The 23,473-nt window shown below is 66.4% G+C and carries 20 protein-coding genes and 1 pseudogene; 15 read left to right on the forward strand and 6 right to left on the reverse strand.

The features are described from left to right. Window positions 1-93: 93 nt before the first annotated feature. Complete coding sequence (locus tag ACMVY4_RS12845) at window positions 94-525, reverse strand: EthD family reductase (protein WP_416896420.1); 432 nt, start codon at window positions 523-525, stop codon at window positions 94-96. A 93-nt stretch (window positions 526-618) separates the two neighbouring features. Between ACMVY4_RS12845 and ACMVY4_RS12850 the strand changes: the two genes are divergently transcribed. Beyond that, window positions 619-1,710, forward strand: coding sequence for a GlxA family transcriptional regulator (locus tag ACMVY4_RS12850; RefSeq protein WP_416896421.1), 1,092 nt, complete (start codon window positions 619-621; stop codon window positions 1,708-1,710). 9 nt (window positions 1,711-1,719) lie between these two features. Here the strand turns inward: ACMVY4_RS12850 and ACMVY4_RS12855 are convergent, their stop codons facing one another. Together ACMVY4_RS12855 and ACMVY4_RS12860 are read right to left on the reverse strand one after the other, a co-directional pair. Then, window positions 1,720-2,700, reverse strand: coding sequence for an NADPH:quinone oxidoreductase family protein (locus ACMVY4_RS12855; RefSeq protein WP_416896422.1), 981 nt, complete (start codon window positions 2,698-2,700; stop codon window positions 1,720-1,722). Between the two features lie 96 nt (window positions 2,701-2,796). Further along, window positions 2,797-3,576 (reverse strand): IclR family transcriptional regulator, encoded by a 780-nt coding sequence (locus tag ACMVY4_RS12860; RefSeq protein WP_416896423.1) that lies wholly within the window; start codon window positions 3,574-3,576, stop codon window positions 2,797-2,799. Window positions 3,577-3,701: 125 nt separating this feature from the next. Between ACMVY4_RS12860 and ACMVY4_RS12865 the strand changes: the two genes are divergently transcribed. From ACMVY4_RS12865 to ACMVY4_RS12885, 5 genes are all read left to right on the forward strand, one after another. After that, the gene (locus ACMVY4_RS12865) at window positions 3,702-5,264 is read left to right on the forward strand and encodes an acyl-CoA synthetase (protein WP_416896424.1); all 1,563 of its coding nucleotides are present in this window, start codon (window positions 3,702-3,704) and stop codon (window positions 5,262-5,264) included. A 19-nt stretch (window positions 5,265-5,283) separates the two neighbouring features. Continuing rightward, window positions 5,284-6,423, forward strand: a complete 1,140-nt coding sequence (locus tag ACMVY4_RS12870) for an FAS1-like dehydratase domain-containing protein (protein WP_416896425.1) — start codon at window positions 5,284-5,286, stop codon at window positions 6,421-6,423. Window positions 6,424-6,428: 5 nt separating this feature from the next. Then, window positions 6,429-7,649 (forward strand): CaiB/BaiF CoA transferase family protein, encoded by a 1,221-nt coding sequence (locus tag ACMVY4_RS12875; RefSeq protein WP_416896426.1) that lies wholly within the window; start codon window positions 6,429-6,431, stop codon window positions 7,647-7,649. A gap of 56 nt (window positions 7,650-7,705) precedes the next feature. Further along, window positions 7,706-8,575 carry a pirin family protein gene (locus ACMVY4_RS12880; RefSeq protein WP_416896427.1) on the forward strand — a complete coding sequence of 290 codons (870 nt, stop codon included), beginning with the start codon at window positions 7,706-7,708 and terminating at the stop codon, window positions 8,573-8,575. 176 nt (window positions 8,576-8,751) lie between these two features. After that, the gene (locus tag ACMVY4_RS12885) at window positions 8,752-10,707 is read left to right on the forward strand and encodes a methyl-accepting chemotaxis protein (protein WP_416896428.1); all 1,956 of its coding nucleotides are present in this window, start codon (window positions 8,752-8,754) and stop codon (window positions 10,705-10,707) included. Between the two features lie 28 nt (window positions 10,708-10,735). Here the strand turns inward: ACMVY4_RS12885 and ACMVY4_RS12890 are convergent, their stop codons facing one another. From ACMVY4_RS12890 to ACMVY4_RS12900, 3 genes are all read right to left on the reverse strand, one after another. After that, entirely contained in the window at window positions 10,736-12,736 is a 2,001-nt protein-coding gene (locus ACMVY4_RS12890; RefSeq protein WP_416896429.1) for a hypothetical protein, read from the reverse strand. Window positions 12,737-12,773: 37 nt separating this feature from the next. Further along, on the reverse strand, window positions 12,774-14,000 hold the full coding sequence (locus ACMVY4_RS12895; RefSeq protein ID WP_416896430.1) for an ATP-grasp domain-containing protein: 1,227 nt from the start codon (window positions 13,998-14,000) through the stop codon (window positions 12,774-12,776). Between the two features lie 225 nt (window positions 14,001-14,225). Then, on the reverse strand, window positions 14,226-14,720 hold the full coding sequence (locus tag ACMVY4_RS12900) for a MarR family winged helix-turn-helix transcriptional regulator (protein WP_416896431.1): 495 nt from the start codon (window positions 14,718-14,720) through the stop codon (window positions 14,226-14,228). Between the two features lie 216 nt (window positions 14,721-14,936). Here ACMVY4_RS12900 and ectA point away from each other — a divergent pair, with 216 nt between their 5' ends. The 9 genes and pseudogenes from ectA to ACMVY4_RS12945 all read left to right on the forward strand — a co-directional run bounded on the left by ectA (window position 14,937) and on the right by ACMVY4_RS12945 (window position 23,470). Next, window positions 14,937-15,488, forward strand: coding sequence for a diaminobutyrate acetyltransferase (gene ectA, locus ACMVY4_RS12905; RefSeq protein ID WP_416896432.1), 552 nt, complete (start codon window positions 14,937-14,939; stop codon window positions 15,486-15,488). Window positions 15,489-15,529: 41 nt separating this feature from the next. After that, complete coding sequence (ectB, locus tag ACMVY4_RS12910) at window positions 15,530-16,816, forward strand: diaminobutyrate--2-oxoglutarate transaminase (protein ID WP_416896433.1); 1,287 nt, start codon at window positions 15,530-15,532, stop codon at window positions 16,814-16,816. Window positions 16,817-16,821: 5 nt separating this feature from the next. Beyond that, window positions 16,822-17,205, forward strand: coding sequence for an ectoine synthase (locus tag ACMVY4_RS12915; RefSeq protein WP_416896434.1), 384 nt, complete (start codon window positions 16,822-16,824; stop codon window positions 17,203-17,205). A gap of 2 nt (window positions 17,206-17,207) precedes the next feature. Then, entirely contained in the window at window positions 17,208-18,635 is a 1,428-nt protein-coding gene (locus ACMVY4_RS12920) for an aspartate kinase (RefSeq protein ID WP_416896435.1), read from the forward strand. A gap of 316 nt (window positions 18,636-18,951) precedes the next feature. Further along, window positions 18,952-19,884 carry a BMP family protein gene (locus tag ACMVY4_RS12925; protein WP_416900311.1) on the forward strand — a complete coding sequence of 311 codons (933 nt, stop codon included), beginning with the start codon at window positions 18,952-18,954 and terminating at the stop codon, window positions 19,882-19,884. A gap of 68 nt (window positions 19,885-19,952) precedes the next feature. Next, window positions 19,953-20,372: pseudogene (locus tag ACMVY4_RS12930) on the forward strand (ATP-binding cassette domain-containing protein); the annotation flags it as partial. Window positions 20,373-20,763: 391 nt separating this feature from the next. Continuing rightward, window positions 20,764-21,486 (forward strand): ATP-binding cassette domain-containing protein, encoded by a 723-nt coding sequence (locus ACMVY4_RS12935; RefSeq protein ID WP_416896436.1) that lies wholly within the window; start codon window positions 20,764-20,766, stop codon window positions 21,484-21,486. Next, window positions 21,483-22,556: an ABC transporter permease gene (locus ACMVY4_RS12940; protein WP_416896437.1), complete on the forward strand. Its 1,074-nt coding sequence runs from the start codon at window positions 21,483-21,485 to the stop codon at window positions 22,554-22,556. The genes ACMVY4_RS12935 and ACMVY4_RS12940 overlap by 4 nt, the downstream gene beginning before the upstream one ends. After that, window positions 22,553-23,470 (forward strand): ABC transporter permease, encoded by a 918-nt coding sequence (locus tag ACMVY4_RS12945; RefSeq protein WP_416896438.1) that lies wholly within the window; start codon window positions 22,553-22,555, stop codon window positions 23,468-23,470. The genes ACMVY4_RS12940 and ACMVY4_RS12945 overlap by 4 nt, the downstream gene beginning before the upstream one ends. Window positions 23,471-23,473 lie beyond the last annotated feature (3 nt).

Below are 23,473 nucleotides of genomic sequence, written 5' to 3' on the forward strand. Positions count from 1 at the left end.
CTGCTCCGCAAGAACCGCACCAGACCCGCGTGCGAGCCGGAACGCACCACCGCCTGGGCGACGGGACGTTCCGGCCGCCAGCCTGACCCCCGATCAGTCCTGCGCGATGCGGGCGACGTAGATGTCGCCGGTCTTCGCGGTCAGCACGATGACGGCGGTGAGATCCAGCATGTTGGGCAGGTCTGCGAGCGCGCGCTGGCCGGCCTCGGAAGCCATGGCGGCCTCGTAGGCGTGCTGGTTCCCGAAGGTCACCTCGGCGATGGCGTCGACCGGCTGGTCGTCGCCGCCGTAGGGCGGGAAGAAGGTCAGCCGGTAGTCGATCAGCCCCGGCAGGGACAGCGCCAGCGGGACATGGGTGTCCAACTGGTAGGCCTTGAAGGCGTCGAAGCTCATGCCGTCCTTCTTCTTCACCAGATAGGTCGCGACATAGGGTGCGTCGGAGGTCTTCATGGCGTCGGCGAGTGCCTCGCCGGTCGATGTGGCGACCAGGGCGGCGGTGAGCAGGGCGGCGTGTCGGGCGATCATGTCGGGACTCCTCTGTGTTAGGGTTCCCGGAGAGGTTAGGAATGCGGCCGGCGGCGTCATATGTCGCCAGGCGTCAAACAGGGGGCGAAACGGATGCGCGTCGAAGCGGATCGCTACCGCACCTGGCCGTCGTCGCGAGCCGGCGACGAGGCCGCCGCGCGGCCGCCCGTGCGCGTGGCCATCCTGGCGCTGCCCCAGGCCAGCATGGCCAACATGGCCGCGGTCTACGAGGACCTTCAGGCGGTCAACGTGTTGCCGCCGGGACCGTCCGGCGGCCGCCGCTTCCTGCCGCGTATCGTGGCTGCCGATATCGATCCCCGCCGGACCATAAGCGGGCTGGGACTGACGCCGCATGCGGCGCTGGACCAGGACGATGTCTACGACGCCGTCGTCGTACCGACGCTCTATGACGACGGGTGCCTGTCGGATCCCGACTACGGTCCGATCCTGGGCAATGCCGAGCGCGACTGGTTGCGCCGTCAGCACGAGGCGGGCGCCTTCATGTCGACCATGTGCTCGGGCGCCTACGGTCTGGCCGAAGCGGGTCTGCTCGACGGCCGGGAAAGCGCCATGCACGGTCTCTATGCCGAGGCGTTCCAGACCCGCTACCCCCGTGTCCGGGTGCTGCGGAAGCGGACGCTGGTGGTCTCGGGGGCGCGGCGCGAGATCGTGACCGGTGGACAGTCGGTCTATTCCGCCGATGTCAGCCTGTTCATGATCGCGCATTTCCATGGCGCGCCGCTGGCCATCGAGTTCGCGACCCTTTACGGGCGGACCTGGAGTGAGGCGCTGCACGAGTGGTCGCTGGCCACAGCCGCGGAGGCGGATGGCGGCGACCACGTGGTGGCGCTGGCGAAGCAGTTCTTCCATATGCATCTGGCCGATGCCGGCCTCGTGGGTGCTGCGGCGGATCTCGCCAATCTGAACGTTCAGACCTTCTCGCGCCGTTTCCAGCGGGAAACCGGCATCGCGCCCCGGGCCTATGTCACCGGGCTCCGGATGGAGCGGGCGATGCGGCTGCTGGCGGGCAGCCGGATGCCGATCGAGGACGTAGCGGCGCGTGTGGGTTACGCCGACCGCTCGTCGTTCGCCAAAGCCTTCCGTGAGGCCGTCGGCCTGCCCCCTGCGGAATACCGGACGCGGTTCCAGACCGCCGCGCGGCTGGCGGCGACGGCGCAGGCCTGAGCGCGGGCGTCAGCTGTTCGTAAGCACGACCCGGCCGCCTGTGGCGCTGCCGTCGATTACCGATTTCATGGCCGTTCTGAAATCTGCCATGGCATGCGTGGCGTGGACCGGCGGCGTGACCTTGCCGGCGGTGTACAGCTCGAACAGACGCGCCAGATTTTCGGTCAACAGGTCGGGTTCGAAGATGCCGAACTGACGGTAATCGACGCCGACCAGCGCCGCGCCCTTCAGCAAGGCCAGGTTCACGGGAAGTTTCGGGATCGAGCCCGCCGCGTAGCCGACCACCAGATGCCGCCCCTTCCAGCCGAGGGAGCGGAAGGCCCTTTCGGTGACGTCGCCGCCAACGGGATCGACAACGATGTCGACGCCCTTGCCGGCAGTCAGCGCCTTCAGCTGATCGCGCCAGTCCTCGGCGTTGTTGTCGATGGCCTCGTCTGCGCCGCATTGACGGGCCAGCGCCCGCTTTGCCTCGCTGGAGGCGGATGCGATCACCCGTGCGCCGAGCGCCTTCGCCATCTGGATGCAGGCGGTGCCGATGGCGCCCGCCGCGCCGAGCACCAGCACCGTCTCGCCGGGCTGCGTCTCCGCGCGTTGCACCAGTGCGTAGTAGGCGGTGCCATAGCTGACGCGGAACACCGAGCCGTGCTCGAAGCTCATGCCGTCGGGCATCCTGACGGCGGCCTTTGCCGGCACCGCGCAGAGATCGGCGTAGCCGCCGCCCATGTTGCCGGCCACGACACGGTCCCCCGGCTTGAATGCGCTGACCTGATCGCCCACGGCAACGATCTCGCCGGCGAATTCCGTTCCCGGGACGTAGGGCAGGGGCGGCTGGACCTGATACTTGCCCTGCGCCACCAGCAGATCGACGAAGCTGATTCCGGCGGCGCGTACCCTGATCACGATTCCATCGGGCGCTGGCGCGGGGTCCGGCGCGTCCCGATAGCTGAACACGTCAGGCGGCCCGAACTCGGTAGCGGTGATGGCTTTCATGTCGGTTCCGGCCCTCCAAACGTCCGCGTCGTGGCTCGACTCTAGACCGGAACCTGCCGGGCCGATAGCGAGGCGGGCGGCCGCTTCCAGCCGGTTCTAGCCGCCGGTGACATGCATCGCCGCAACCTGGTCGCGGATGGCGATCATCTTCCTGCCAAGTTCCGTGACGCCCATGGCCTCGAGCCGTTCGCTGATCCCGATGGCGACGATGCTGTGGCTCATCCGTTCCGGCCGGTCGAAGAAGGGGACGGCGACGATGGTCACGCCGCCGATGTAGCGACCGCGGTCGATGGCGAATCCGTCCTGCCGTGTCCGGGCCACGTCTTCCTGCCATTCGGCGAAGTCCGGTTCGTCGTCCCAGTTCAGTTGTCCGAAACGCTCGCGCAGGGCGCTCTCGTCGAGATCGCCGAGATTGAAAGCGGCGTGGCAGCGGCCCGTCGCACTGATCAGAGCGGGGAAGCGGCTGCCGAGGTCGACCTGAAGTCGGAAGGGCAGCGGCGCGCGCGACAGGGCGACGACGACCATGTGCTCGCTGTCCGTCATCTGCGTCGCGACGGCCGTACCGCCGAAGGCGACCGACAGTTCGGTCAGGCGCGGTTCGATCAGGCTGGCGAAACCGTTGCGGTGAATGGCGTTCCGCGCGATCGGCAGGATGCCGACATCGATGGTGTAGCGCTTCGAATGTGGATCGAAGGCGACCAGCCCCTCGTCGGTCAGGGCGCGCAGGATGTGCAGGCAGGTGCTCGGAACAAGGCCGAGTTCCCGCGCCAGCGCGTTCACGCCGACCGGCTCGGTGGCGCGTCCGAGGTGGCGGAGAATGGCGATGGTTCGCGCCACGGCCGGGACCGGCCGGCGGGCGGATGCGGTATCGGGCATCGAGGTCTCCAGGGCGATTTCATTGTATATATAAAATAGTATGCGCTTATTGACAATAAAAACGCACCGCCGATACCCTTGTGGCAACAAGGGTCGAAACCCGCTTGGGGAGGGCGGAGGCGATCATGGGGAGGCTTACCGGCTACACGTCCTGGGCGGATGCCCTGTCGCAGTTCTCGACGGCTGAGCTATGGGACCTGTTCGACGGCGACCGGGACCGGCTGAACATCGCGCATGAATGCATAGACCGGCATGCGGGCGACCCGGACCGGATCGCGGTGCGGATCGCGCATGAGGACGGCCGCGACGAGTTCCTGAGCTTCGACGACCTGGCTGCGTGGTCGTCGCGTTTCGCCAACTGGCTGACGGCGCGGGGCGTCGAGCCGGGCGACCGGGTCGCCGTGATGCTGGAACCGTCGCTCGGCTTCTATGCGGGCATGTTCGGCTGCATGAAGGCAGGTGCAGTAGCGGTGCCGATGTTCACGCTCTTCGGTCCCGAAGGTGCGCGGCTCCGGCTGGACGACAGCGCGCCGAAACTGCTGCTCACCAGTCGGGAGAAGGCCGACGCACTGGGCGCCATCGACGGCATCGAGACCGTGGTGCCGGACGATGCATTTCTCGACCGGCTTGCGGGGTATTCCGACGTCTGCGACTTCGCCACCGGCGCCAACGACATGGCCGCCTACCAGTACACCTCCGGCACCACGCGGGAACTGCCGGAGGCCATCCGCCATACCCATCGCGCCATCGTTCTGGTCACCATCGCAGCGCTTTACGGCACCGGCATCCGGCCGGGTGACGAGTTCTTCTGCCCGTCATCGCCGGCCTGGGGACACGGCCTGTGGCACGGCACGCTGGCGCCGCTGGCGATGGGCGTGACCACCGGTGTCTATGCCGGCCGCTTCGATGCGGACCGTCTGATGCGCGCGTTGCAGGATTATGGCGTGACCAACCTGTCGGCGGCGGCGACCCACTACCGCATGATGAAGAACGCGGGGACGGCGGACCGTTACCGCTTCCGGCTCGAGAAGCTCTCCTTCACCGGTGAACCCATCGATGAGGAGACCGCTGCCTTCGCCGAGCGGACCTTCGGTCACCGGGTCTGCAGCATGTACGGCACGACCGAAGTTGGCGTGATCCTGGTGAACTATCCGGGCGCGAAGGATTTCGACGTTCGTCCCGGTTCGCTGGGCAAGCCGGTGCCGAACATGGAGGTCGAGATCCAGCGATCCGACGGCAGCCGCGCCGCGCCGGGCGAGATCGGCGAGATCATGCTGAAACGCCGCGACACCTGGGTGCCAACCAAGGATCTCGGCCACACCGATGAGGACGGCTATTTCTATCACGACGGCCGGGCGGATGACGTCATCATCTCGGCCGGCTGGACCATGAGCGCGGTCGAGATAGAGAACGCGCTGCTCGCCCATCCCGACATCCGCGAGGCCGCCGCCATCGGCGTCGCCGATGAGACCCGCGGCCAGGTGGTGAAGGCCTTTCTGGTCACGCCGCGCGCCAATGACGAGGTCTTCCGGCGCGAGGTGCAGGACTTCGTCCGCAACCGGCTCAGCCAGCATGAATACCCGCGGCAGATTGCGGTGGTCAGCGAACTGCCGAAGACGCCCGCGGGCAAGGTCAACCGCAAGTTCCTGCGGGACCGCGAACAACAACAGGCTGCCGCCAGCCAGTAACTCCAGGGAGACGAGACGAATGAACGCGCAGACGGACATCTTTCCGAAGATCACCGACGACGGGCTGGAGCAGCTTCGACGCCGCACGGGCAAGCTGATCACCGGTTCGCTGGAGCCCTGGTGCCACGAGGCGACCCGCGACAACATCCGCCACTACGCCCACGGCATCGGCGACGACAATCCGCTCTGGTGCGATCCCGACTACGCGGCGAAATCGCGCTTCGGCACCATCGTCGCGCCGCCGAGTTTCCTGTTCGCCTGCGATCGTATCGTCTCCGGTTATGTCGGCGGTCTGAGCGGCGTCCACGCCATGTGGGCCGGCGCCGACTGGACCTGGCACGAACCGGTGCTGCGCAATGACGAGATCACCACCGAGGCGCGACTCAAGGACCTGATCGAGCATCAGACCCGCTTCGCCGGCCGCGCGATCCAGCAGATCTACCACGTCGACTTCTTCAAGCAGGACGGCACAAAGGTCGCCGAGGCGGACAGCTGGTGCTTCCGCACCGACCGCGACGAGGCCCGCGAACGTGGCACCAAGTACAAGGAGGTCAAGGCGCGGGCGCCGGAGCCCTATACCGACGCCCAGCTCGAGGCGTTCTACGACCTCTATGCGAAGGAAGAGGTCCGTGGATCGACGCCGCGCTACTGGGAGGACGTTTCCGAGGGCGACGATCTGCCGAAGATGGCCAAGGGCCCGATGACCGTGACCGGCTTCATCGCCTATGCCCAGGGCTGGGGCGGGCTCTACATCCGCGCCAACAAGCTCAACTGGCGCCAGATCACGGCGCATCCGGGCCTGGGTATCAAGAACAGGTTCGGCGTGCCTGACTGCCCCGAACGGGTCCACTGGGAGGACGAGTTCGCGCACATGGTCGGCACGCCCGGCGCCTACGACTACGGGCCGGAACGGTGTTCCTGGCTGACCCACCACATGACCAACTGGATGGGAGACGACGGCTTCCTGCGCAAGGCGTCCTGCAAGATCCGCCGCCACAACCCGGTCGGCGACATGCTGGTGATCTCCGGCAAGGTCACGCGGAAATTCGTCGAGTACGGCCGGCATCTCGTCGAGATCGAGCAGGCCGCGCACAACCAGCACGACGAACTCTCGGTTCTCGGTTCGGGCGTTGTGGAACTGCCGAGCCGCGCGGGCTGACGGCCATGGCTTCGGGCTGGGCCGGGCCGCTTGCCGGGCTGAAGGTGCTCGACCTGACCCGGGTGCTGGCCGGCCCCTACGCCACCCAGAGCCTCGGCGATCTGGGCGCCGAGGTCTGGAAGGTCGAGCCGCCGGACGGTGACGACACGCGGCGCTTTCCGCCCTTCGTTGGCGGGGAGAGCCACTACTTCCTGGCGCTCAATCGTTCCAAGAAGTCGCTGGCGATCGACCTGAAGCAGGCTGACGGGCAGGCGCTGCTCCGGCGGTTGGCAGCCGAGGCCGACATCCTGGTCGAGAACTACCGCCCGGGGGTGATGGCCCGGCTGGGTCTCGACTACGGGACGCTGTCGGCGCTCAATCCGGGGCTGATCTATTGTTCCATCAGTGGCTTCGGGCAGACCGGGCCGCTGAAGGACAAGCCGGCCTTCGACATCGTCACCCAGGCGATGAGCGGCGCGCTGTCGGTGAATGGCGAGAAGGGCAGGGCGCCGGTCAAGCTTGGCTTGCCGCTCGGCGACATGGTCGGCGGCGTCTACGGGCCCATCGCCATTCTGGCCGCCGTGCACGAACGTCACGCGACGGGGCGCGGGCGTCTGATCGACATCAGCCTGCAGGACGGGCTGATCGGCATGCTCGGTTATCTCGCTCAGCTCGCCTTCGTCACCGACGAGGACCCGCAGCCAGTTGGATCGATGCATCCGACGCTGGTGCCTTATGGCGCGTTTCCGGCGTCGGACGGGCAGATCGTCATCGCCGTGCTGTCGGAGGCTTTCTGGCCCAAGCTCTGCCGGGCGCTGGGCCGTCCGGACCTGGCCGGGGAACCGCGCTTCGCGACGCTGGCCGACCGGCGCGAGAACCGCGACGAGCTGGAGGCCATTGTCTCGGGAATCACCGCACAACAGACCGTGGCCGAATGGGAGGCGCGGCTGGAGGCACATGATGTGCCCCATGCGCCGATCCTCGGCGTCGGCGCTGCATTGGATCATCCGCACGCGAAAGTGCGGGAGATGGTTGTCACGGCCGAGCATCCGAGCGCCGGGGATATTCGCATGACCGGACGCCCGGTCAAGTTCCCGGGCGCGCCGCAGACGGCCCTCACGGCACCGCCGCGCCTCGGCGAGCACACGGTCGAGGTGCTCCGGGATGTTCTCGGCTGCCAGGAGACAGAGCTCGGCGACCTTGCCGCGCGTGGCGTCATCGGCGGCCAGGTGGCTGATGCCGGGTGACTTCCGCGCGCTGCGCACTAGTCTTTCGGCGAATGAATGCCTGACGGGAGGTCTGAATGAGCCGGGAAGTTCTGGGTGTGGTCACCGCTCACCAGCAACGCGAGGGCGCCGGGTTTCTGGTGCGGCGGGCCTTTCCGACGCATGGCATCGATCTGGTCGATCCCTTCCTGATGCTCGACGAGGTCGGACCGGTCGACTACGGGCCGGGCGAGGCGATCGGGGCGCCGGATCATCCGCACCGCGGCTTCGAGACCGTCTCCTACATCGTCCAGGGCGAGAAGCTGCATGAGGATTCGACCGGCAAGACCCAGCTGATCGGGCCTGGTGACGTGCAGTGGATGACGGCCGGTTCAGGGATCGTGCATTCCGAACTGCCGTCACCGGCGATGCGGAAGAACGGCGGCCGCGCGCATGGCTTCCAGATCTGGGTGAACCTGCCCGCGAGCGAGAAGTTCGCCGAGCCGGGCTACCAGTACCTCCAGGCCGCCGACATCCCGAAGGCCGTGAGCGAGGATGGCCTGATCGAGGTCACCGTCGTCGCGGGCGAGGCGCTGGGCGTCAGCGCGGCCATCGGCACACGGACGCCGGTCTGGCTGCAGGACTGGCGCGTCCGGGCGGGCGGCGAGACGCGTGTCGCCATCGATCCCGGTTTCAATGCGGCGGTCTATGTCTTCGATGGATCGATTGCGCTGGGACCGGAGCGGACGCCGGTGACCCGGAGCCAGCTGGCCGTCCTCGGCCCCGGCAGCGAGATCGGGGTTGCGTCGTCGGGCGACGGGGGCGGGCGCTTCCTGCTGCTGGCGGGCCGGCCCATTGCCGAGCCGGTTGCGCGCTACGGCCCCTTCGTCATGAACACCGAGGCCGAGATCATGGCCGCGGTACGCGACTACCAGTCGGGCGGCATGGGCACGATCGAACGGCGGTGACGGGCCGGCGATCCAGCCGCCGCCAACGAAGCTCGGCTGTCAAAACAAGAATTCTAATTCATATTAACACTCTCTTCAGTTCCCCTGATGCATACCGCAGCCGTAACGAAACAGCGTTGACGTCTCCGGTCGCTTGACCGGTGCGCGTCACGGTATTTGCTCGGCGGAGAATTTTCATGCGGAACTGGTTCCAGAACCTGCGGCTGAAGCTGCAGATCGGGACGTTGGCGCTGGTAGGCGGCATCGCGCTCCTGGCGGTTGGGGTGGTCTATCAGATCAGCGACACGCGAGGGGCATCTCTGCGGGAAGCGCGGCAGGAAATGGCGAGGGAGTTCCTCACCGGCAAGGCTGCCGAGGCCGCCTTGCAGAAGGCGCGCCGCGAGCAGATGACCTTCATGCTGTCCCGGGATGAGGCCGCCATTCAGGCATTCAATGCGTCCGCAGCCGTCGCGCTGGAGACCCTCGACAAGCTGAACGCCGAACAACTCGATGACGAGACCCGGACCAGGGTCGTCGCCGGTGCGCACCGGTATTCCGAGCTGTTCGGGGCCCTTGCCGACGCGCAGAAGTCGCTTGGCCTCGATGAAAAATCGGGCTTGCTGGGGGCGCTGAGAGCATCGGTGCATGCCGTCGAAACGGAACTCAAGCAGTTCGAGGCCGACAAGCTGACGGTGAAGATGCTGATGATGCGCCGTCACGAGAAGGATTTCCTGGCGCGCGGCGACGAGAAATACGTGACCCGGCTGGATCAGCGCGTCGCCGAGTTTGTCGAGCTTCTGCCGGCAAGCGGCATTCCGCGGGCCAACCAGAAGGCCATCCTGGAGAAGCTGGACGCCTATCACCGGGATTTCCGGAATATGGCCGACGGCTATCTGGAGCGCGACCGGATCGCGGTGGCGATGGATCAGAGCTTCGCCGCGCTGACCCCGCTGCTGGCGCAGATGGAGGAGGTCCATCTCGATCATCACCGCACTTTCGAGACCGCCGAGGCCGAAAACATCGAGATGACCTTCTACCTGATGCTGGGCGCGTTCTTCGCGGCGCTTGCCGGGCTGGCCAGCGCGTCCTGGTGGATCAGCCGTGGCATCTCCGCTCCGGTCGAGCAGCTGACCGGGGTCATGAGCGATCTGGCGGCACATCGTCTTGAGACTGAAATTCCCAATGCCGACAACCGCAATGAGATCGGCGAGATGGCCCGTGCGGTTCAGGTGTTCCGCGACAACATCATCGAAGCTGACCGGCTGGGCGCGGAGCAGAAGGCGGATCAGGCCGCCAAGGCCGAGCGGTCCGCACGGATCGAGGCTCTGACAGCGAGGTTCGACACCGCAGTTGGCAGCCTTCTCGACGGTTTCGGCGCAGCGTCCACGCAGCTGCAGTCGACGGCCGAAGCGATGACTTCGACCGCCGAAAGGACCTCGATGCAGGCCACCACCGTCGCCGGTGCGGCGGAGGAGACCTCGATCAGCGTGGAAACTGTGGCTGCCGCCACCGAGGAACTGAACGTCTCCATCAGTGAGATCGGCCGTCAGGTAGCCGAGTCCGCGAAGATCGCGGAGGCTGCAGTGAATCAGGTCGAATCGACCAACGGTACGGTGCAGAGCCTCTCCGAGGCGTCCCAGCGCATCGCCGAGGTCTCCGGCCTGATCAACGGGATCGCCGCACAGACCAACCTGCTCGCGCTGAACGCCACGATCGAGGCGGCGCGGGCAGGTGAGGCCGGCAAGGGCTTTGCGGTCGTCGCGTCAGAGGTGAAGTCGCTCGCCAATCAGACCTCGAAGGCGACCGAGGAAATCGGCGATCAGATCGGCGCCATTCAGGAATCGAGCGGACGGGCCGTCGAAGCCATCCAGGCCATCGGCGAGACCATCCGGCAGGTCAGCGAGATCGCCTCGGCCATCGCTGCGGCCGTGAAGCAGCAGGGCGCTGCCACCGGCGAGATTTCCGGCAGCGTCCAGCAAGCCGCTCAGGGCACCCGTGAGGTCTCGAGCAATATCATGGAAGTCACGAGCCATGCCGGCGAGGCGGGCATGGCAGCCGGTCAGGTGCTTGATGCCGCCGGTCTCCTGGCGAAGCAGTCGGGCGACCTGCGCGGTGAGGTCCAGACCTTCCTGCACGGCATCAAGGCGGCCTGAGCCACGGTCCCGGGAAGCTGGCGGCGTCTCAGGCCTCGACGGCCCGGGCGGCCAGCTGATCCGGCGGTAACCGGTCGGCGGCCCAGCTCTCGACGGCCATCCGGCCGACCCTTGCGATGACGTCGTGCGGAACGGTCGTCTCGCCCGTGCGGCGGAGCGGCGGGTCGTGGAACAGGTAGAGCCGCGAGAGGAACTGCTCGAACTCGAGCGATCCCTCGCCGTGGCGCTCGCCATTGCCGCCGGTCGTGACGGTGACGCCCTGGCCCCAGTCCTGACCGCTGTCGTTGTTGGGATTGTAGAAATAGACCCGCATTTCGCCGTTCCGCCCCGGCGCAACCCTGAGGATGGCGATAGCGTGCCAGCCGACGAAGGCGCCGGTCGCATCCGTCGACGCAACCCCGGCGGGCTGCGGGTGGATCAGCGGTCGGCCGCCATTGTAGTCGGGGTGGTAGGTCTCGTGGAACCGGCCGACGAAGCGGTCATAGTCCGACAGCTTGCCCGACACGATATCGACCGCGACCGCGCAGTCTCGCGCCACCCACCAGCCGTGGAATTCCGGATTGATCCAGCGGTGCGGATCGCCCTGCCGGTCGGCGCATTGCCGGCCCATCTCGGCATAGACCCTGTCGAGATGCGGCACCAGAAGCACCGACACGGGATCGGCGTCGATCGGTCCGAAGCCGGCCAGGCCATGGGGCAGGTCGGCGGCGTTGATCAGGCCGCCCTCGAAATGCATCAGCACGGTGTCGGTTTCGGCGGCCTGGACGATCAGATGCAGCAGGTAGTCCGGATCGATCAGCGCCCACATGGCGATCGCGCGGGCGGACTGGCAGGTCGGATTGGCGCCCTGACCGACGCCCAGCGGCTGACCCAGGATCTCCAGCGCACCGGCGAGCAGGTGCGTCTCCGGATCGGCGCCGACAAAGACGAGTGACAGCCGTTCCCGCACGGCTGGCGTCAGTTCCATCCGCATGACGCGCCGTAGCGACGGTGCGACGGGTTCATGGTGCAGCACGCCCCGCTCCAGCAGCGATGCGAGACCGTGAACGGCCTGCGGCGTTGCCGGTGTCACTGCGGCTTCGATCAGTTCCTCGATCAGGCCGCGGTAGTTGCGCCAGCCGTCCAGACCCGTTGTGCCGAGGCCCAGCGCCTCGACCAGAAGGGGGCGGTCCGGGTAGTCGAGCGCCCAGCGGACGAAGGCCGCGTGATAGTCCGAGACCAGGCCGGTGTCGTGCATCGAGCGTGCGAACCCCATGGCCTCGCGCGAAAGACCGGTCTCATCCATGTGCGAGAGCCGATCCAGATAGGCGTCGAGGCCGGGATCGTCGAGAGTCTCCGCCGTCGGCCCGAACAGGGCGCTGACAAGCCGCTCCGCGCCCAGCCGCTCGGCTCCCGGCTCGCTGCCCTGACGGTTCAGGGCGACGGCGATCTGGGTGACCATGTCCTTGACGGGTCCGACCTGGACCGGCCGCTGCTCCAGGATGCGCCAGATCTCTGCGACCAGCACGCCCAGAACGTCGCGGAGTCCGATGCGTTCGGCGATGAAGCGCATCAGCCGTTCGTTGGCCTCGTCGCGGCCGCCGTCGCTGCGGCTGGCCTCATCGGAGAGCCGGAAGAAGCGCTTCAGGTTCAGCGCCAGAACCTGGGTCAGGAAATGCCGGGCGTGATCGGCAGTGAGTGCCGGATGGTTCCAGCCGCTGCAGGCCGCGGCCAGAAAGCGCAGCAGGCTGGCCGCTTCCAGGCTGGCCAGCGCCCTGTCGTCGCCGTCGAGCGTGTTCGCGACAAGCTGCGGCAGCAGTGCCGCGGGCGTCGCCCAGTCGGAGCCGGCAAACAGGCCGGCCTCGTCCAGGCGGGCTGCCCGCTCGTAGACCGCCTGGACACCGCCCGGCGCCTGCAACAGCCGGCCGATCACGTCGAGCGCCGGCCGCTGGTGCCGGGCCTTCGCGAAGGCGCGCGACCGCTCCAGGCGCTCGATGGCGTTATCGAGCGTCTCCGAAAGGCGCAGGCTGTCCTGTGTGGACTGCATCATGGCGGCCCGGCTCTCTCCGGTGCGCCGTGTTCGGTAGTCACACGTAGTAGTCCAGCTCTTCCTGGCTCTTCAGCAGGTCCCGCATCTGGTGCGGGTTGTCGCCGAAGAAATAGGCCAGCCCCCAGTGGGTGCCGAAAGCGGTCCGCTTCGCCACCTTCTGTTCCATCGGATCGGACAGTTCGTGGAACTCGAAATAGGGATGATCGGCGGTTTCCTTCGGTACCTCCAGCCGGCTGACCACGCGGCGGCGCGGATAGACGCCGAAGCAGCCCGCATGGCCCTTCGCGTCGGTGACCGGCTTCGGGAAGAAGGCATCGAGCTCCTCCTGCGTCGCCTTCGGATCGAAGGCCAGGACCATACCCTGATAGCCGTTGAAGCCGTAGGCGCGCTCGATCAGTTCCAGCGCGTTGAAGCCCGGCGGCCGGAAAGCGACCTCGCCGAAGTAGAGCGTGTTGTCGCTGGTCAGGAAGTACTCCGGATGGATGAAGCCGAAATCGATGTCGAAGGTCTCGATCAGCTTCTCGATCTCGGTGGTGATGCGTTCGCGGTGCGCCTCGAGTTCCGGTGTCGCGGGCACGAAGACCGAATAACCGAGCGTTACGTATTCGGAGATGTTCAGGAACTGGATCTTGCGGTCCTTGATCCAGGCCTCGACCGCGAACTCCCAGCCGTCGAGGTGCGATTCCAGCAGCGCCGGGAATTCCTCCATCGGGATGTTGTCGACGTCTTCCGGCGTGCGGATGACACGGTGCCCGGCGGTACCGGACTTGTCGAAGGCCTTGAAGTGGATCGGGTCGTTGGGGTCGCCGTCCAGCTTCAGCAGCGTCTGGTTGACGCGTTTCAGGAACCGGATGACATCGCCGCGGTCCATCGCTTCCTCGAAGACGCCGACGCGGATGCCGCCCAGCTGCGCGCGGCGCTTCATCAGCGACTTGTCGCGGAACAGCATGGACTGACCCAGCAGACGCGGATTGCTCAGCAACACCGAGTTGATGGCGCCGGCCCATTCGACGGTTTCCTCGAACAGCGGGATGGCGACATCGACGCCTTCGTCCTTCAGCTGATGCGCAAGTTCGTGGGACCGCTCGTTCAGCCGGTCGAAGTTCCAGGGGATGAACGGGATGTCGTGTTCCTTGCAGTAGGCCTCGGCCCAGGGGGGTGCGACGACCACGTAGCGGCGGTCGAAACGGTCGACCGCATCGATGGCGTTCAGGCTCCAGCCCAGCAGTGCGATGTAACCCTTGTCGGGATTGTAGTCGGTCATGTCTCCTCTTCTGGTCCGCCGGTCCGGATCGTGAGGGACGCATGTGCAGCCGCTCGTGCGGCCGGGGACGGTCTGCCCCGGCCCGAAGACCCGGCAGCGGCGGACTGCTTTGCTTGTGCAAGTCGCGGCGGAAGGTGAGGGGGCGGCGGCGGAATGGCAACAGTGACAAGGGGCGAATGCGACGATGCGTTGCACCCCGGCTGCGGTGAAGGATGGCCGGCGGCGCTACTTCTGTTTCGGGTGGATGTGGCCGGTCGACAGCACCGGCGATGCGTCGATTTCTGCGGCATCCAGCATGGCTGCGACCCTTTCCAGGGATGCGACCAGCTGCGCTTGTTCCCAGTCCGCCAGCCCCTCGAAAGCACGGACATAGCGCTGCTGCAGGGCGTCGGGCGCCTGCGCTAGGCAGGCGTGGCCGGCCTCGGTGATGGTGATGTCGGTCTGGCGCCGGTCGGTCACCGACGGCGTCCGCGCCACCATGTCCCGCGCGACCAGCTTGTCGACCAGCGCCGTGATCGTCGCCTGGCTGACGCTCATCTGCTGCGACAGCGTCTTTGGCGTCGCGCTGGGGCGGCTGTCCACGATTTGCAGCACCCGAAGCTGCGCCGGCGTCACGCCGGCCGACTGGGCCAGACTGCGCTCGTAGAGTTCCGTCGCGCGCAGGATCCGCCGCAGGGCGATCAGGCTGGCATCGGTCCGATCGTGAACGGATTCGGTCATGCGGATATACTACCAGAGGAAATGCTTCGATTTCTGAAACGTTGGTGAATCAATCGATTCACGCGGATCAAATGCCGATCTGTTCATAAAATTTCAATGATATCAGATATATATGCAGGTGCGACAAAGCTGACCGAGATTTCTGCGCCGCGGTGTTGAAGTTTGATGGGGCAACATCTATTTAGCTATTCAAATTGAAGCGGAGACGATGCGACGATGCCGAAGAACATCGCACATGAACTGACCGCCCGAGAAACCGCCCGCACGCCCCGGTTGCGCAAACCGGACGCCACGGATGGCGCCGCGGTGTGGTCCCTGGTTCGCGAATGCGAACCGCTCGACGAAAATTCCATGTACTGCAACCTGATTCAGGCCGACCATTTCCGGGACACCTGCGTGCTCGCGGAGCTGGACGGCGACGTCGTGGGCTGGATTTCCGGCCACATGATCCCCAACGACGACGCGTTCTTCGTCTGGCAGGTTGCCGTCAGCCCGAAGGCGCGCGGCATGGGTCTCGGCAAGAAGATGCTGCTGCACCTTCTCGATCGGGATGCCTGTGCCGACGCCGAGGCGCTGAAGACGACCATCACCAAGGACAACGAGGCATCCTGGGCCATGTTCCGAAGCCTCGCACGGTCGGTCGGCGGCGAGCTGACCGACGAGCCGCACTTCGAGGAAGGTGCGCATTTCGAGGGGCGTCACGACACCGAACATATGGTGACGATCACGCTGCCGGGCGACGAGGCCCAGCTGAAGCGGGCGGCCTGAACCACCCCACTGAATTTCCGAGTTCCCGAAAGGATTTCCCCATGCCCTATGACATGGACAGCCCGACGTCTGTCTTTGCGCGACGCGAGAGCGAGGCGCGTTCCTATTGCCGTGCGATCCCGCAGCTGTTCACCGAAGCGCGCGGATCGGAGATGTTCGACGCCGACGGTAACCGGTACATCGACTTCCTGGCCGGCTGTTCGTCGCTGAATTACGGCCACAACGATGCGGACATGAAGGCGGCGCTGATCGACCACATCGCCGGCGACGGTATCGCCCATGGTCTGGATCTGCATACCGACGCCAAGCGCCGGTTCCTGGCGGCCTTCGAGTCCCACATTCTCAAGCCGCGCGACATGGACCACCGCGTGATGTTCACCGGCCCGACCGGCGCCAACGCCGTCGAGGCGGCGATGAAGATCGCCCGCAAGTCGACCGGCCGCACCAACATCATTGCCTTCACCAACGGCTTCCACGGCGTGACGATGGGCGCGCTGGCCGCGACCGGCAACGGCTACCACCGCGGTGGCGCCGCCATGGATACGTCCGGCGTGACGCGGCTGCCCTATGACGGCTATGCGGAAGGCGTCGACAGCGCCGCGCTGCTGGAGCAGATGCTGAACGATCCCTCGGGTGGCGTCGATGCGCCGGCGGCGATCATGCTGGAGACCGTGCAGGGCGAGGGCGGCCTGAACGCTGCGTCGGCCGGCTGGGTGAAGCGCATCGCGAAGATCGCCCAGGCGCATGGCGCGCTTCTGATCATCGACGACATCCAGGCCGGTTGCGGCCGGACGGGCACGTTCTTCTCCTTCGAGGAAATGGGCGTCAAACCCGATCTGGTCACCATGGCCAAGTCGCTTTCCGGTTTCGGCCTGCCAATGGCGATGGTGCTGGTGCGTCCGAAGCACGACGTTTTCGGACCCGCCGAGCACAACGGCACCTTCCGCGGCAACACCCATGCCTTCGTCACCGCGCGGGTGGCGATCGAGAAGTTCTGGGCCGATGACGGCTTCCAGAAGGAACTGGCCGGCAAGGCCGAGCGGCTGACCGAGGCGCTGACCGCCATCGCCGCCACCGTGCCGAACGCGCGGCTGAAGGGCCGTGGCCTGATGCAGGGTGTCGATGTGGGCTCCGGCGAACTGGCCGGCGAGATCTGCGGCCGGGCCTTCGAGATGGGCCTGATCGTGGAGACCTCGGGTCCGCGGGACGAGGTGGTCAAGATCCTCGCGCCCCTCACGACCCCGGCGGAGATCTTCGACGAGGGTCTGGCGATCCTCGAACAGGCAGCCCGTGACGTCCAGGGCGAAACCCGAATGGCAGCGGAGTAGCACTCATGATTGTACGCGACCTGAATGAACTGATGAACACCGACCGTGCCGTCTCCGACAAGCAGTGGACATCCGTCCGGATGCTGCTGGCAGATGACGAGATGGGCTTCTCCTTCCACATCACCATCCTGCAGGCCGGCTCGGAGCACACCTTCCACTACAAGCACCACTTCGAGAGCGTCTACTGCATCTCGGGCAAGGGCTCGATCACCGATCTGGGCACCGGCGAGACGCATCAGATCCGCCCTGGCGTGATGTATGCGCTCAACCTGCATGACCAGCACACCCTCCGCGCCGAGGAGGAACTGGTGATGGCGTGCTGCTTCAACCCGCCGGTCACCGGAACGGAAGTGCACCGCGAGGACGGGTCCTATGCACCGGCCGACTGACCATGGCTCACACTGTCGAAAAGATCGGCGGCACGTCGATGTCGCGCCTGGACGAGTTGCGCGAGAACCTGTTCCTGCGGGACCCGGACAACCCCTATGGCCGGATCTTCGTCGTCTCGGCCTTCGGCGGCATCACCGACCTGCTGCTGGAGCACAAGAAGACGGGTGAGCCGGGCGTCTATGCGCTTTTCGCCAACGCCGACAACGACCGCAGCTGGCACGACGCACTGGGCCGGGTGAAGGGAGCCATGTCCGACGCCCATGCGGCCGTTCTGGATCATCCCGACGACCTGGCGGATGCCGGGACCTTCGTACGGGAGCGGATCGAGGGCGCGCGCAGCTGCCTGACCGATCTGCACCGGCTCTGCGGCTACGGCCATTTCCGCCTGTCCCAGTACATGCTGCAGATCCGCGAACTGCTGTCGGGCCTGGGCGAGGCGCATTCGGCCTATGTCGCGACGCTGATGCTGAAGCGCGCCGGCGTGAACGCCTGCTTCGTCGATCTGACCGGCTGGCGGGACGAGGGCGACGAGGGCAACGTCTCGCTTGAGGAGCGTATCAACGACGGCCTGGCGGGCGTTGATCCGGAGCGCGAGATCCCCATCGTCACCGGCTACGCACAGTGCGCCGAGGGTCTGATGCGGGAGTTCGACCGCGGTTATTCCGAGGTCACCTTCTCCCGGCTCGCGGCCCTGTCGGGCGCCAGCGAGGCGATCATCCACAAGGAATTCCATCTCTCCTCGGCCGATCCGAAGACGGTCGGGCACGAGGCCGTCCGCAAGCTGGGCCGAACCAACTACGATGTCGCCGACCAGCTTTCGAACATGGGCATGGAGGCGATCCATCCGAAGGCCGCACGGACCCTGCGCCGCGCCGAGGTGCCGCTGCGCGTCACCAATGCCTTCGAGCCGGAGGATCCCGGTACGCTGATCGACGACCAGCCGGCGCAATCGGCGGCGGTCGAGATGGTCACCGGTCTCGACATCATCACGCTGGAAGTGTTCGAGCAGGACATGGTCGGTGTGAAGGGCTACGACGCCGCCATTCTGGACGTTCTGAAGCGCCACAATGTGCGCATCGTCTCGAAGGTCTCGAACGCCAACACGATCACGCATTACCTCGACTCATCGCTGAAGACCATGCGGCGGGTCGAGAAGGACCTGCAGAAGCTCTACCCGTCGGCGTGCATTTCCGCGCGTCCGATGGCGATGGCTTCTGTGATCGGGCGCGATCTGAATGGCCTCTCGGTTCTGACCCGCGGCCTGCAGGCCATTGCCGGGGCAGGCCTCGAGGCGGTCGGCGCCAGCCAGGGACCACGGAATGTGGACGTTCAGTTCATCTTCGAGCGCGATCTTCTGGAGCCGGGCATCCGCGCCCTGCACGCTGCTCTGGTCGAGGATCAGAAACCGGCCCTTTCCCGGGCCGCCTGACCGCACTCCTGACATCGGAACAGATCCGGAGAGCAGCCGGCGCGGCCAGAGGGCTTCGCCGGCTGCTTCTGTTTTCGGCATTGGTGAAAAACTTTGCAGCGGCTTTCTCGAGCTGCACAAATTGTATGCAATCAAGGTGGTGTGAGGAGTGATTTTGGAAAAATCATAATTAAAACAATATCCTAGCTTCCGGCGTGGCGATTGCTTTGGATTGTGTGCAATCCGCCCGCGGACGCCTGCTGCCGTCGGGCCGGTCAGAACGCAGAGAGGGAGACACACCATGCGATTGACCCGCCGTACCCTTATCGCCGCCGGCATGGCGTCCATGATGACGCTCGGCACGGCCGCGATGGCCGATGACGCCAAGACGGTCGGTATCCTCATTCCGGGCTCGAAATCGGACAAGGGCTGGATGGAATCCGGCTATGACGGGCTGGTCGCCGCGCAAGAGAAGTACGGCGACAAGCTCAAGGTCCAGATGATCGAGAACATCAACTACGCCGACATGGAGCAGGCCATCACCCAACTCGCCGTCGGCAACGAGCTTGTCATCGGCGTCGGCGGCCAGACCCAGGCCGCGGTTTACAAGATCGCGCCGCGCTTTCCCGACACCAAGTTCTCCATCGTCGGTGGCAATGAAGGTGACTCGCCGGCCAATGTCGCGGGCTATGACGTGAAGCAGGCGGAAATCGCCTTCGTCGCCGGCGCGGCCGCCGCGATGCTCTCGAAGAACGGCGCCGTCAGCTATGTCGGCGGCCTCGAGATCCCGTCGATCGTCAATGCGGGCACCGAATTCGGCAATGGCGCGCGCTACATCAACCCCGACATCAAGTATTTCGAGAACTACACCGGCGACTTCGACGACGTGGCGAAGTCCAAGGAAGCGACCCTGGCGGCCATCGCCCAGGGTGCGGATGTGCACTACCACATTCTCAACCTCGGCCTGCGCGGCATGGAGCAGGCGGCAAAGGAAAAGAGCACGCACATCATCGGCAGCTACACCGACCGGTGCGGCACGGATCCGCTCTACATCGCCTATTCGATCACGGGCGTCGGCTTCCAGGTCCAGTACGCCATCGACGAACTGATGTCGGGCTCCTGGGCGCCGGGCTACAAGCCGTTCGGCCTGGCGATGGGATCGTCGGCCTCCGACATGGTCGTCTGCGACGGCACGCCGGAGATGAAGCAGAAGCTGGACGAGATCAAGGCCGACATCCTGTCCGGCAAGATCAAGGTCCTCGAAGGGTGACACCCGACGCGGGAACCGCGGCGCCGGTGGCAGCGAGCGATGCTGCCGCCGGCGCAGCCCGGTTCTCGATGCGCGGCGTCGGCAAGCGCTTCGGCGACTTCGATGCGCTTTCTGGCGTCGATATCGAGTTTCGGGCAGGTGAGATCCATTGCCTGCTGGGCGAGAACGGCGCGGGCAAGTCGACGCTCTGCAATCTGATATTCGGCGTGCATCAGCCGACCTCGGGCGAGATGGCTCTGGAGGGCGCGTCCTGGGCGCCGGCCGGACCGCGTGAGGCGCTGGAAAACGGCATCGCCATGGTCCACCAGCACTTCAGTCTGGTGAACGAACTTTCCGTGGTCGACAACCTGCTGCTCGGGCGTGGCCTCGGGCGGGTCGACCGCGCGGCCTATGCCGAACAGCTCAAGGAGCTCTCTGAGCGCTATGGCCTGAAGCTGGAGGCGTTCCGCACCGTCGGCGACCTTTCCATCGGCGAGCGCCAGCGCGTCGAGATCGTCAAGTGCCTGATGCGCGAACCGCGCCTGCTGATCCTGGACGAGCCGACCGCGGTGCTGCTGCCCGACGAGATCGCTGCTCTGCTGGAGACCTGCCAGCGGGTCGCGGCCGAAGGCACGGCGGTGGCGCTGGTGACCCACAAGCTGGCCGAGATCAAGAAGGCGGCCCACAGGGTGTCGGTCCTGCGCGCGGGCGAGATCGTCACCACGTCGGACCGCCCGTCCGAGGAGATCGACCGCCTGGTCAAGGCGATGATCCGGCGGGACACGGAATCGCTGGACGCCTCCATGATGTCCACGCTCGGCATGGGCGGGGAGGCGGCCGGCGCCGAAGGAACGGCGCAAAATCGCCTCGACCGGCAAGCTGGCCCTGCAGGTCGATGGCGTGTCCTTCAGGGACGCCAGCGGCGCACAGCGGCTGGACAATGTCACGCTCACCGTCCGGCCCGGCGAGATCGTCGGCATCGCCGGCGTCGAGGGCAACGGTCAGAGCGAGCTTGGCAACATTCTCGCCGGCCTGGCGCATCCGAACACGGGGCGCTGGTTTGTCGGCGACACCGAACTGACGAAGGCCAGCCCGGGCAGGATCACGGCCGCGGGCGTCGGCATCGTGCCGGAAGACCGGCACCTGGTGGCCGCCGCCGACGACATGTCGCTGGCCGAGACCATGCTGAATAACCGGATGGGCAGCTATGCCCGCTTTGGGCTGATCGACCGGCGCGCCGTCCGCAAGGAGGCCGATGAGCTGATCGGGCGTTTCGACGTGCGGACGGCGGGGCCCGACGTGCGTTTCGGCAGCCTGTCGGGCGGCAACCAGCAGAAGGCCGTTCTGGCCCGCGAACTGACCATGCCCGGCCTCAGCTTCCTGCTGGCGGCGCAGCCGACGCGCGGTCTCGATGTCGGCGCGGTCGAAGCGGTCTACGGCCTGATCCGGTCGGCCTGCGACAAGGGGGCGGGGGTGCTTCTGATATCCTCGGAACTGGATGAAATCCTCGCCGTGGCCGACCGCGTGCTTGTCATGTACCGCGGCCGCATCGTCAACGAACGGCCCGCCGATCCGTCCGAGAAGGACGCCATCGGCGCCATGATGGCAGGACAGACGGCATGAGCGCGGCGCTGGCCATGGGCAGCCGGATCGCGCGCCTGCCGGCGGTGATCCCGGTACTGGCCGTGCTCGCCGCCTTCATCGTCGGACTGTTGCTGATCGTGGCGACCGGCTCCTCGCTGGGGCAGGCGATCTCGGCCTTCAGCCAAGGGGCGTTCGGCTCCTCCTACGCCATCTCGGTGTCGCTCAACCGGGCGACCGTCTACGCCCTTGTCGGCATCGGCTTCGTCATTGCCGCCCGCGCCGGGCTGACCAATGTCGGTGGCGAGGGGCAGATCGCCGTCGGGGGCATCATCGCCACTGCCGTCGCCGTGCACGGCGGGGTCGACGGCCTGCCGCTCGGGCTCGCCGTCATCATTCCCGTGCTCGCCGCCTCGCTGGCCGGCGGCCTCTGGGGCGGCCTCGCGGGCGTGCTGAAGGTGAAGGCCGGCACCAACGAAGTCATCTCGACCCTGCTGCTCTCCTTCATCGCCATCTGGATCGTCTACTGGACCGTGCAGTCCACCGACCTGCTGCGCCAGCCGATGACCAGTGCGGCGACCCTGCCGGAATCGCCCACCGTGCCGATGTCGACGCAGGTGCCGCTGCTGACAGGCTCCTACGCCGCGCCGGTGACTATCGGCGTCGTCATCGCGCTCATCCTGGCGGTCATCGCCGCGATCGCGCTGGCCCGTTCGACCTTCGGCTTTCAGTTGAAGTTCGTCGGCATGAATCCGACCGCCGCCTCGCGAGCGGGCATTCCGGTGGAACGCATGACGGTGCTGGCGCTGTTCATCGCCGGTTCGCTTGGCGGCCTGGCCGGCGCGATCATGCTGCTGGGGGAACAGCACTCGCTGAAGACCGGCTTCTCGTCGGGCTACGGCTTTGACGGGCTGGTGGTCGGACTGCTGGCGCGGGGGCGGATCTCCGGCGTCATCGCCGGCGCCCTGCTGTTCGGTTTCCTGCGCTCGGGCGGCATCACCATGGAGATGGCCGCAGGCGTGCCCACGGCGCTGGTGCAGATCGTCCAGGGCCTGATCGTGATTTCCATCGCGGGCGCTGCCTACTGGATGGACCGGAGGAGCAACGCATGACCGAGGAACTGCTGGCGGTCTTCATCGCCTCCACCATCCGCCTCGCCACGCCGCTGTTGCTGGCGGCCATCGGCGAGTTGCTGAGCGAGAAGGCCGGCGTGCTCAACATGTCGGTCGAGGGCATGATGCTGACCGGGGCCTTCGCCGCCGCGGCGGGCGCGTCGCTGTCGGGCAGCCCCGTGATCGGCCTGTTCTGCGGCCTGATCGCCGTGATCCCGCTGTCGCTGCTTCAGGCCTTCCTGACCAACACGTTGCGCGCCAACCAGATCGTCACCGGTCTCGGTATCAACATCTTCGTTCTTGGCGCCACGACGCTCGGATACCGCGAGCTGTTCGGCGCGCGCTCCCGCGAGGTCATTCCGGGCTTCGACAAGTGGAGCCCGCCGATCCTGGGCGACATTCCGGTCATCGGCCCGACCATCTTCGAGCAGGTCTGGCTGGTCTATCTGGTCGTGCCGGTAGCGCTGATCGTCTGGTACGTGCTGGCTAAGACCGGCCTCGGGGTCGCCATCAAGGCCGCAGGCGCCGCGCCGCGGACAGTTGCGCATTCCGGCCTGTCGGTGACCCTGATCCGCTACGGCGTGACCCTGGCGACAGGGCTGCTGGCCGCGCTGGGCGGGATCTTTCTCTCCATCGGCGACATCCACACCTTCACCGAGGGCATGACCCGCGGCGCGGGTTATCTCGCCATCGCGGCGGTAATCTTCGGCAACTGGAAGCTGGGCCAGACCATCATCGCCTGCCTGGTCTTCGGCGCGGCCACGGCGCTGCAGTTCCAGCTCCCGGCGCTGGGCGTCGATGCGCCCAACGCGCTGCTGATCATGATGCCTTACCTGCTGGCCTTCATCGCCGTCTCCGGCCTCGTCGGCCGCCAGAGCGCACCGCGCACGCTGGCCCAGCCGTACTGGAAGTAGGCC

Source organism: Minwuia sp., assembly GCF_048007105.1.
Lineage (GTDB): Bacteria > Pseudomonadota > Alphaproteobacteria > Minwuiales > Minwuiaceae > Minwuia.

What these genes read in the sequence shown, in the direction of transcription:
- ACMVY4_RS12915 (WP_416896434.1), top strand. Translation starts at nt 16,822, where the DNA reads ATGATTGTACGCGACCTGAATGAACTGATGAACACCGACCGTGCCGTC.
- ACMVY4_RS12850 (WP_416896421.1), top strand. Translation starts at nt 619, where the DNA reads ATGCGCGTCGAAGCGGATCGCTACCGCACCTGGCCGTCGTCGCGAGCC.
- ACMVY4_RS12940 (WP_416896437.1), top strand. Translation starts at nt 21,483, where the DNA reads ATGAGCGCGGCGCTGGCCATGGGCAGCCGGATCGCGCGCCTGCCGGCG.
- ACMVY4_RS12870 (WP_416896425.1), top strand. Translation starts at nt 5,284, where the DNA reads ATGAACGCGCAGACGGACATCTTTCCGAAGATCACCGACGACGGGCTG.
- ACMVY4_RS12845 (WP_416896420.1), bottom strand. Translation starts at nt 525, where the DNA reads ATGATCGCCCGACACGCCGCCCTGCTCACCGCCGCCCTGGTCGCCACA.
- ACMVY4_RS12945 (WP_416896438.1), top strand. Translation starts at nt 22,553, where the DNA reads ATGACCGAGGAACTGCTGGCGGTCTTCATCGCCTCCACCATCCGCCTC.
- ectA (WP_416896432.1), top strand. Translation starts at nt 14,937, where the DNA reads ATGCCGAAGAACATCGCACATGAACTGACCGCCCGAGAAACCGCCCGC.
- ACMVY4_RS12900 (WP_416896431.1), bottom strand. Translation starts at nt 14,720, where the DNA reads ATGACCGAATCCGTTCACGATCGGACCGATGCCAGCCTGATCGCCCTG.
- ACMVY4_RS12880 (WP_416896427.1), top strand. Translation starts at nt 7,706, where the DNA reads ATGAGCCGGGAAGTTCTGGGTGTGGTCACCGCTCACCAGCAACGCGAG.
- ACMVY4_RS12855 (WP_416896422.1), bottom strand. Translation starts at nt 2,700, where the DNA reads ATGAAAGCCATCACCGCTACCGAGTTCGGGCCGCCTGACGTGTTCAGC.
- ACMVY4_RS12865 (WP_416896424.1), top strand. Translation starts at nt 3,702, where the DNA reads ATGGGGAGGCTTACCGGCTACACGTCCTGGGCGGATGCCCTGTCGCAG.
- ACMVY4_RS12875 (WP_416896426.1), top strand. Translation starts at nt 6,429, where the DNA reads ATGGCTTCGGGCTGGGCCGGGCCGCTTGCCGGGCTGAAGGTGCTCGAC.
- ACMVY4_RS12895 (WP_416896430.1), bottom strand. Translation starts at nt 14,000, where the DNA reads ATGACCGACTACAATCCCGACAAGGGTTACATCGCACTGCTGGGCTGG.
- ACMVY4_RS12885 (WP_416896428.1), top strand. Translation starts at nt 8,752, where the DNA reads ATGCGGAACTGGTTCCAGAACCTGCGGCTGAAGCTGCAGATCGGGACG.
- ACMVY4_RS12925 (WP_416900311.1), top strand. Translation starts at nt 18,952, where the DNA reads ATGGCGTCCATGATGACGCTCGGCACGGCCGCGATGGCCGATGACGCC.
- ACMVY4_RS12890 (WP_416896429.1), bottom strand. Translation starts at nt 12,736, where the DNA reads ATGATGCAGTCCACACAGGACAGCCTGCGCCTTTCGGAGACGCTCGAT.
- ACMVY4_RS12860 (WP_416896423.1), bottom strand. Translation starts at nt 3,576, where the DNA reads ATGCCCGATACCGCATCCGCCCGCCGGCCGGTCCCGGCCGTGGCGCGA.
- ACMVY4_RS12920 (WP_416896435.1), top strand. Translation starts at nt 17,208, where the DNA reads ATGGCTCACACTGTCGAAAAGATCGGCGGCACGTCGATGTCGCGCCTG.
- ectB (WP_416896433.1), top strand. Translation starts at nt 15,530, where the DNA reads ATGCCCTATGACATGGACAGCCCGACGTCTGTCTTTGCGCGACGCGAG.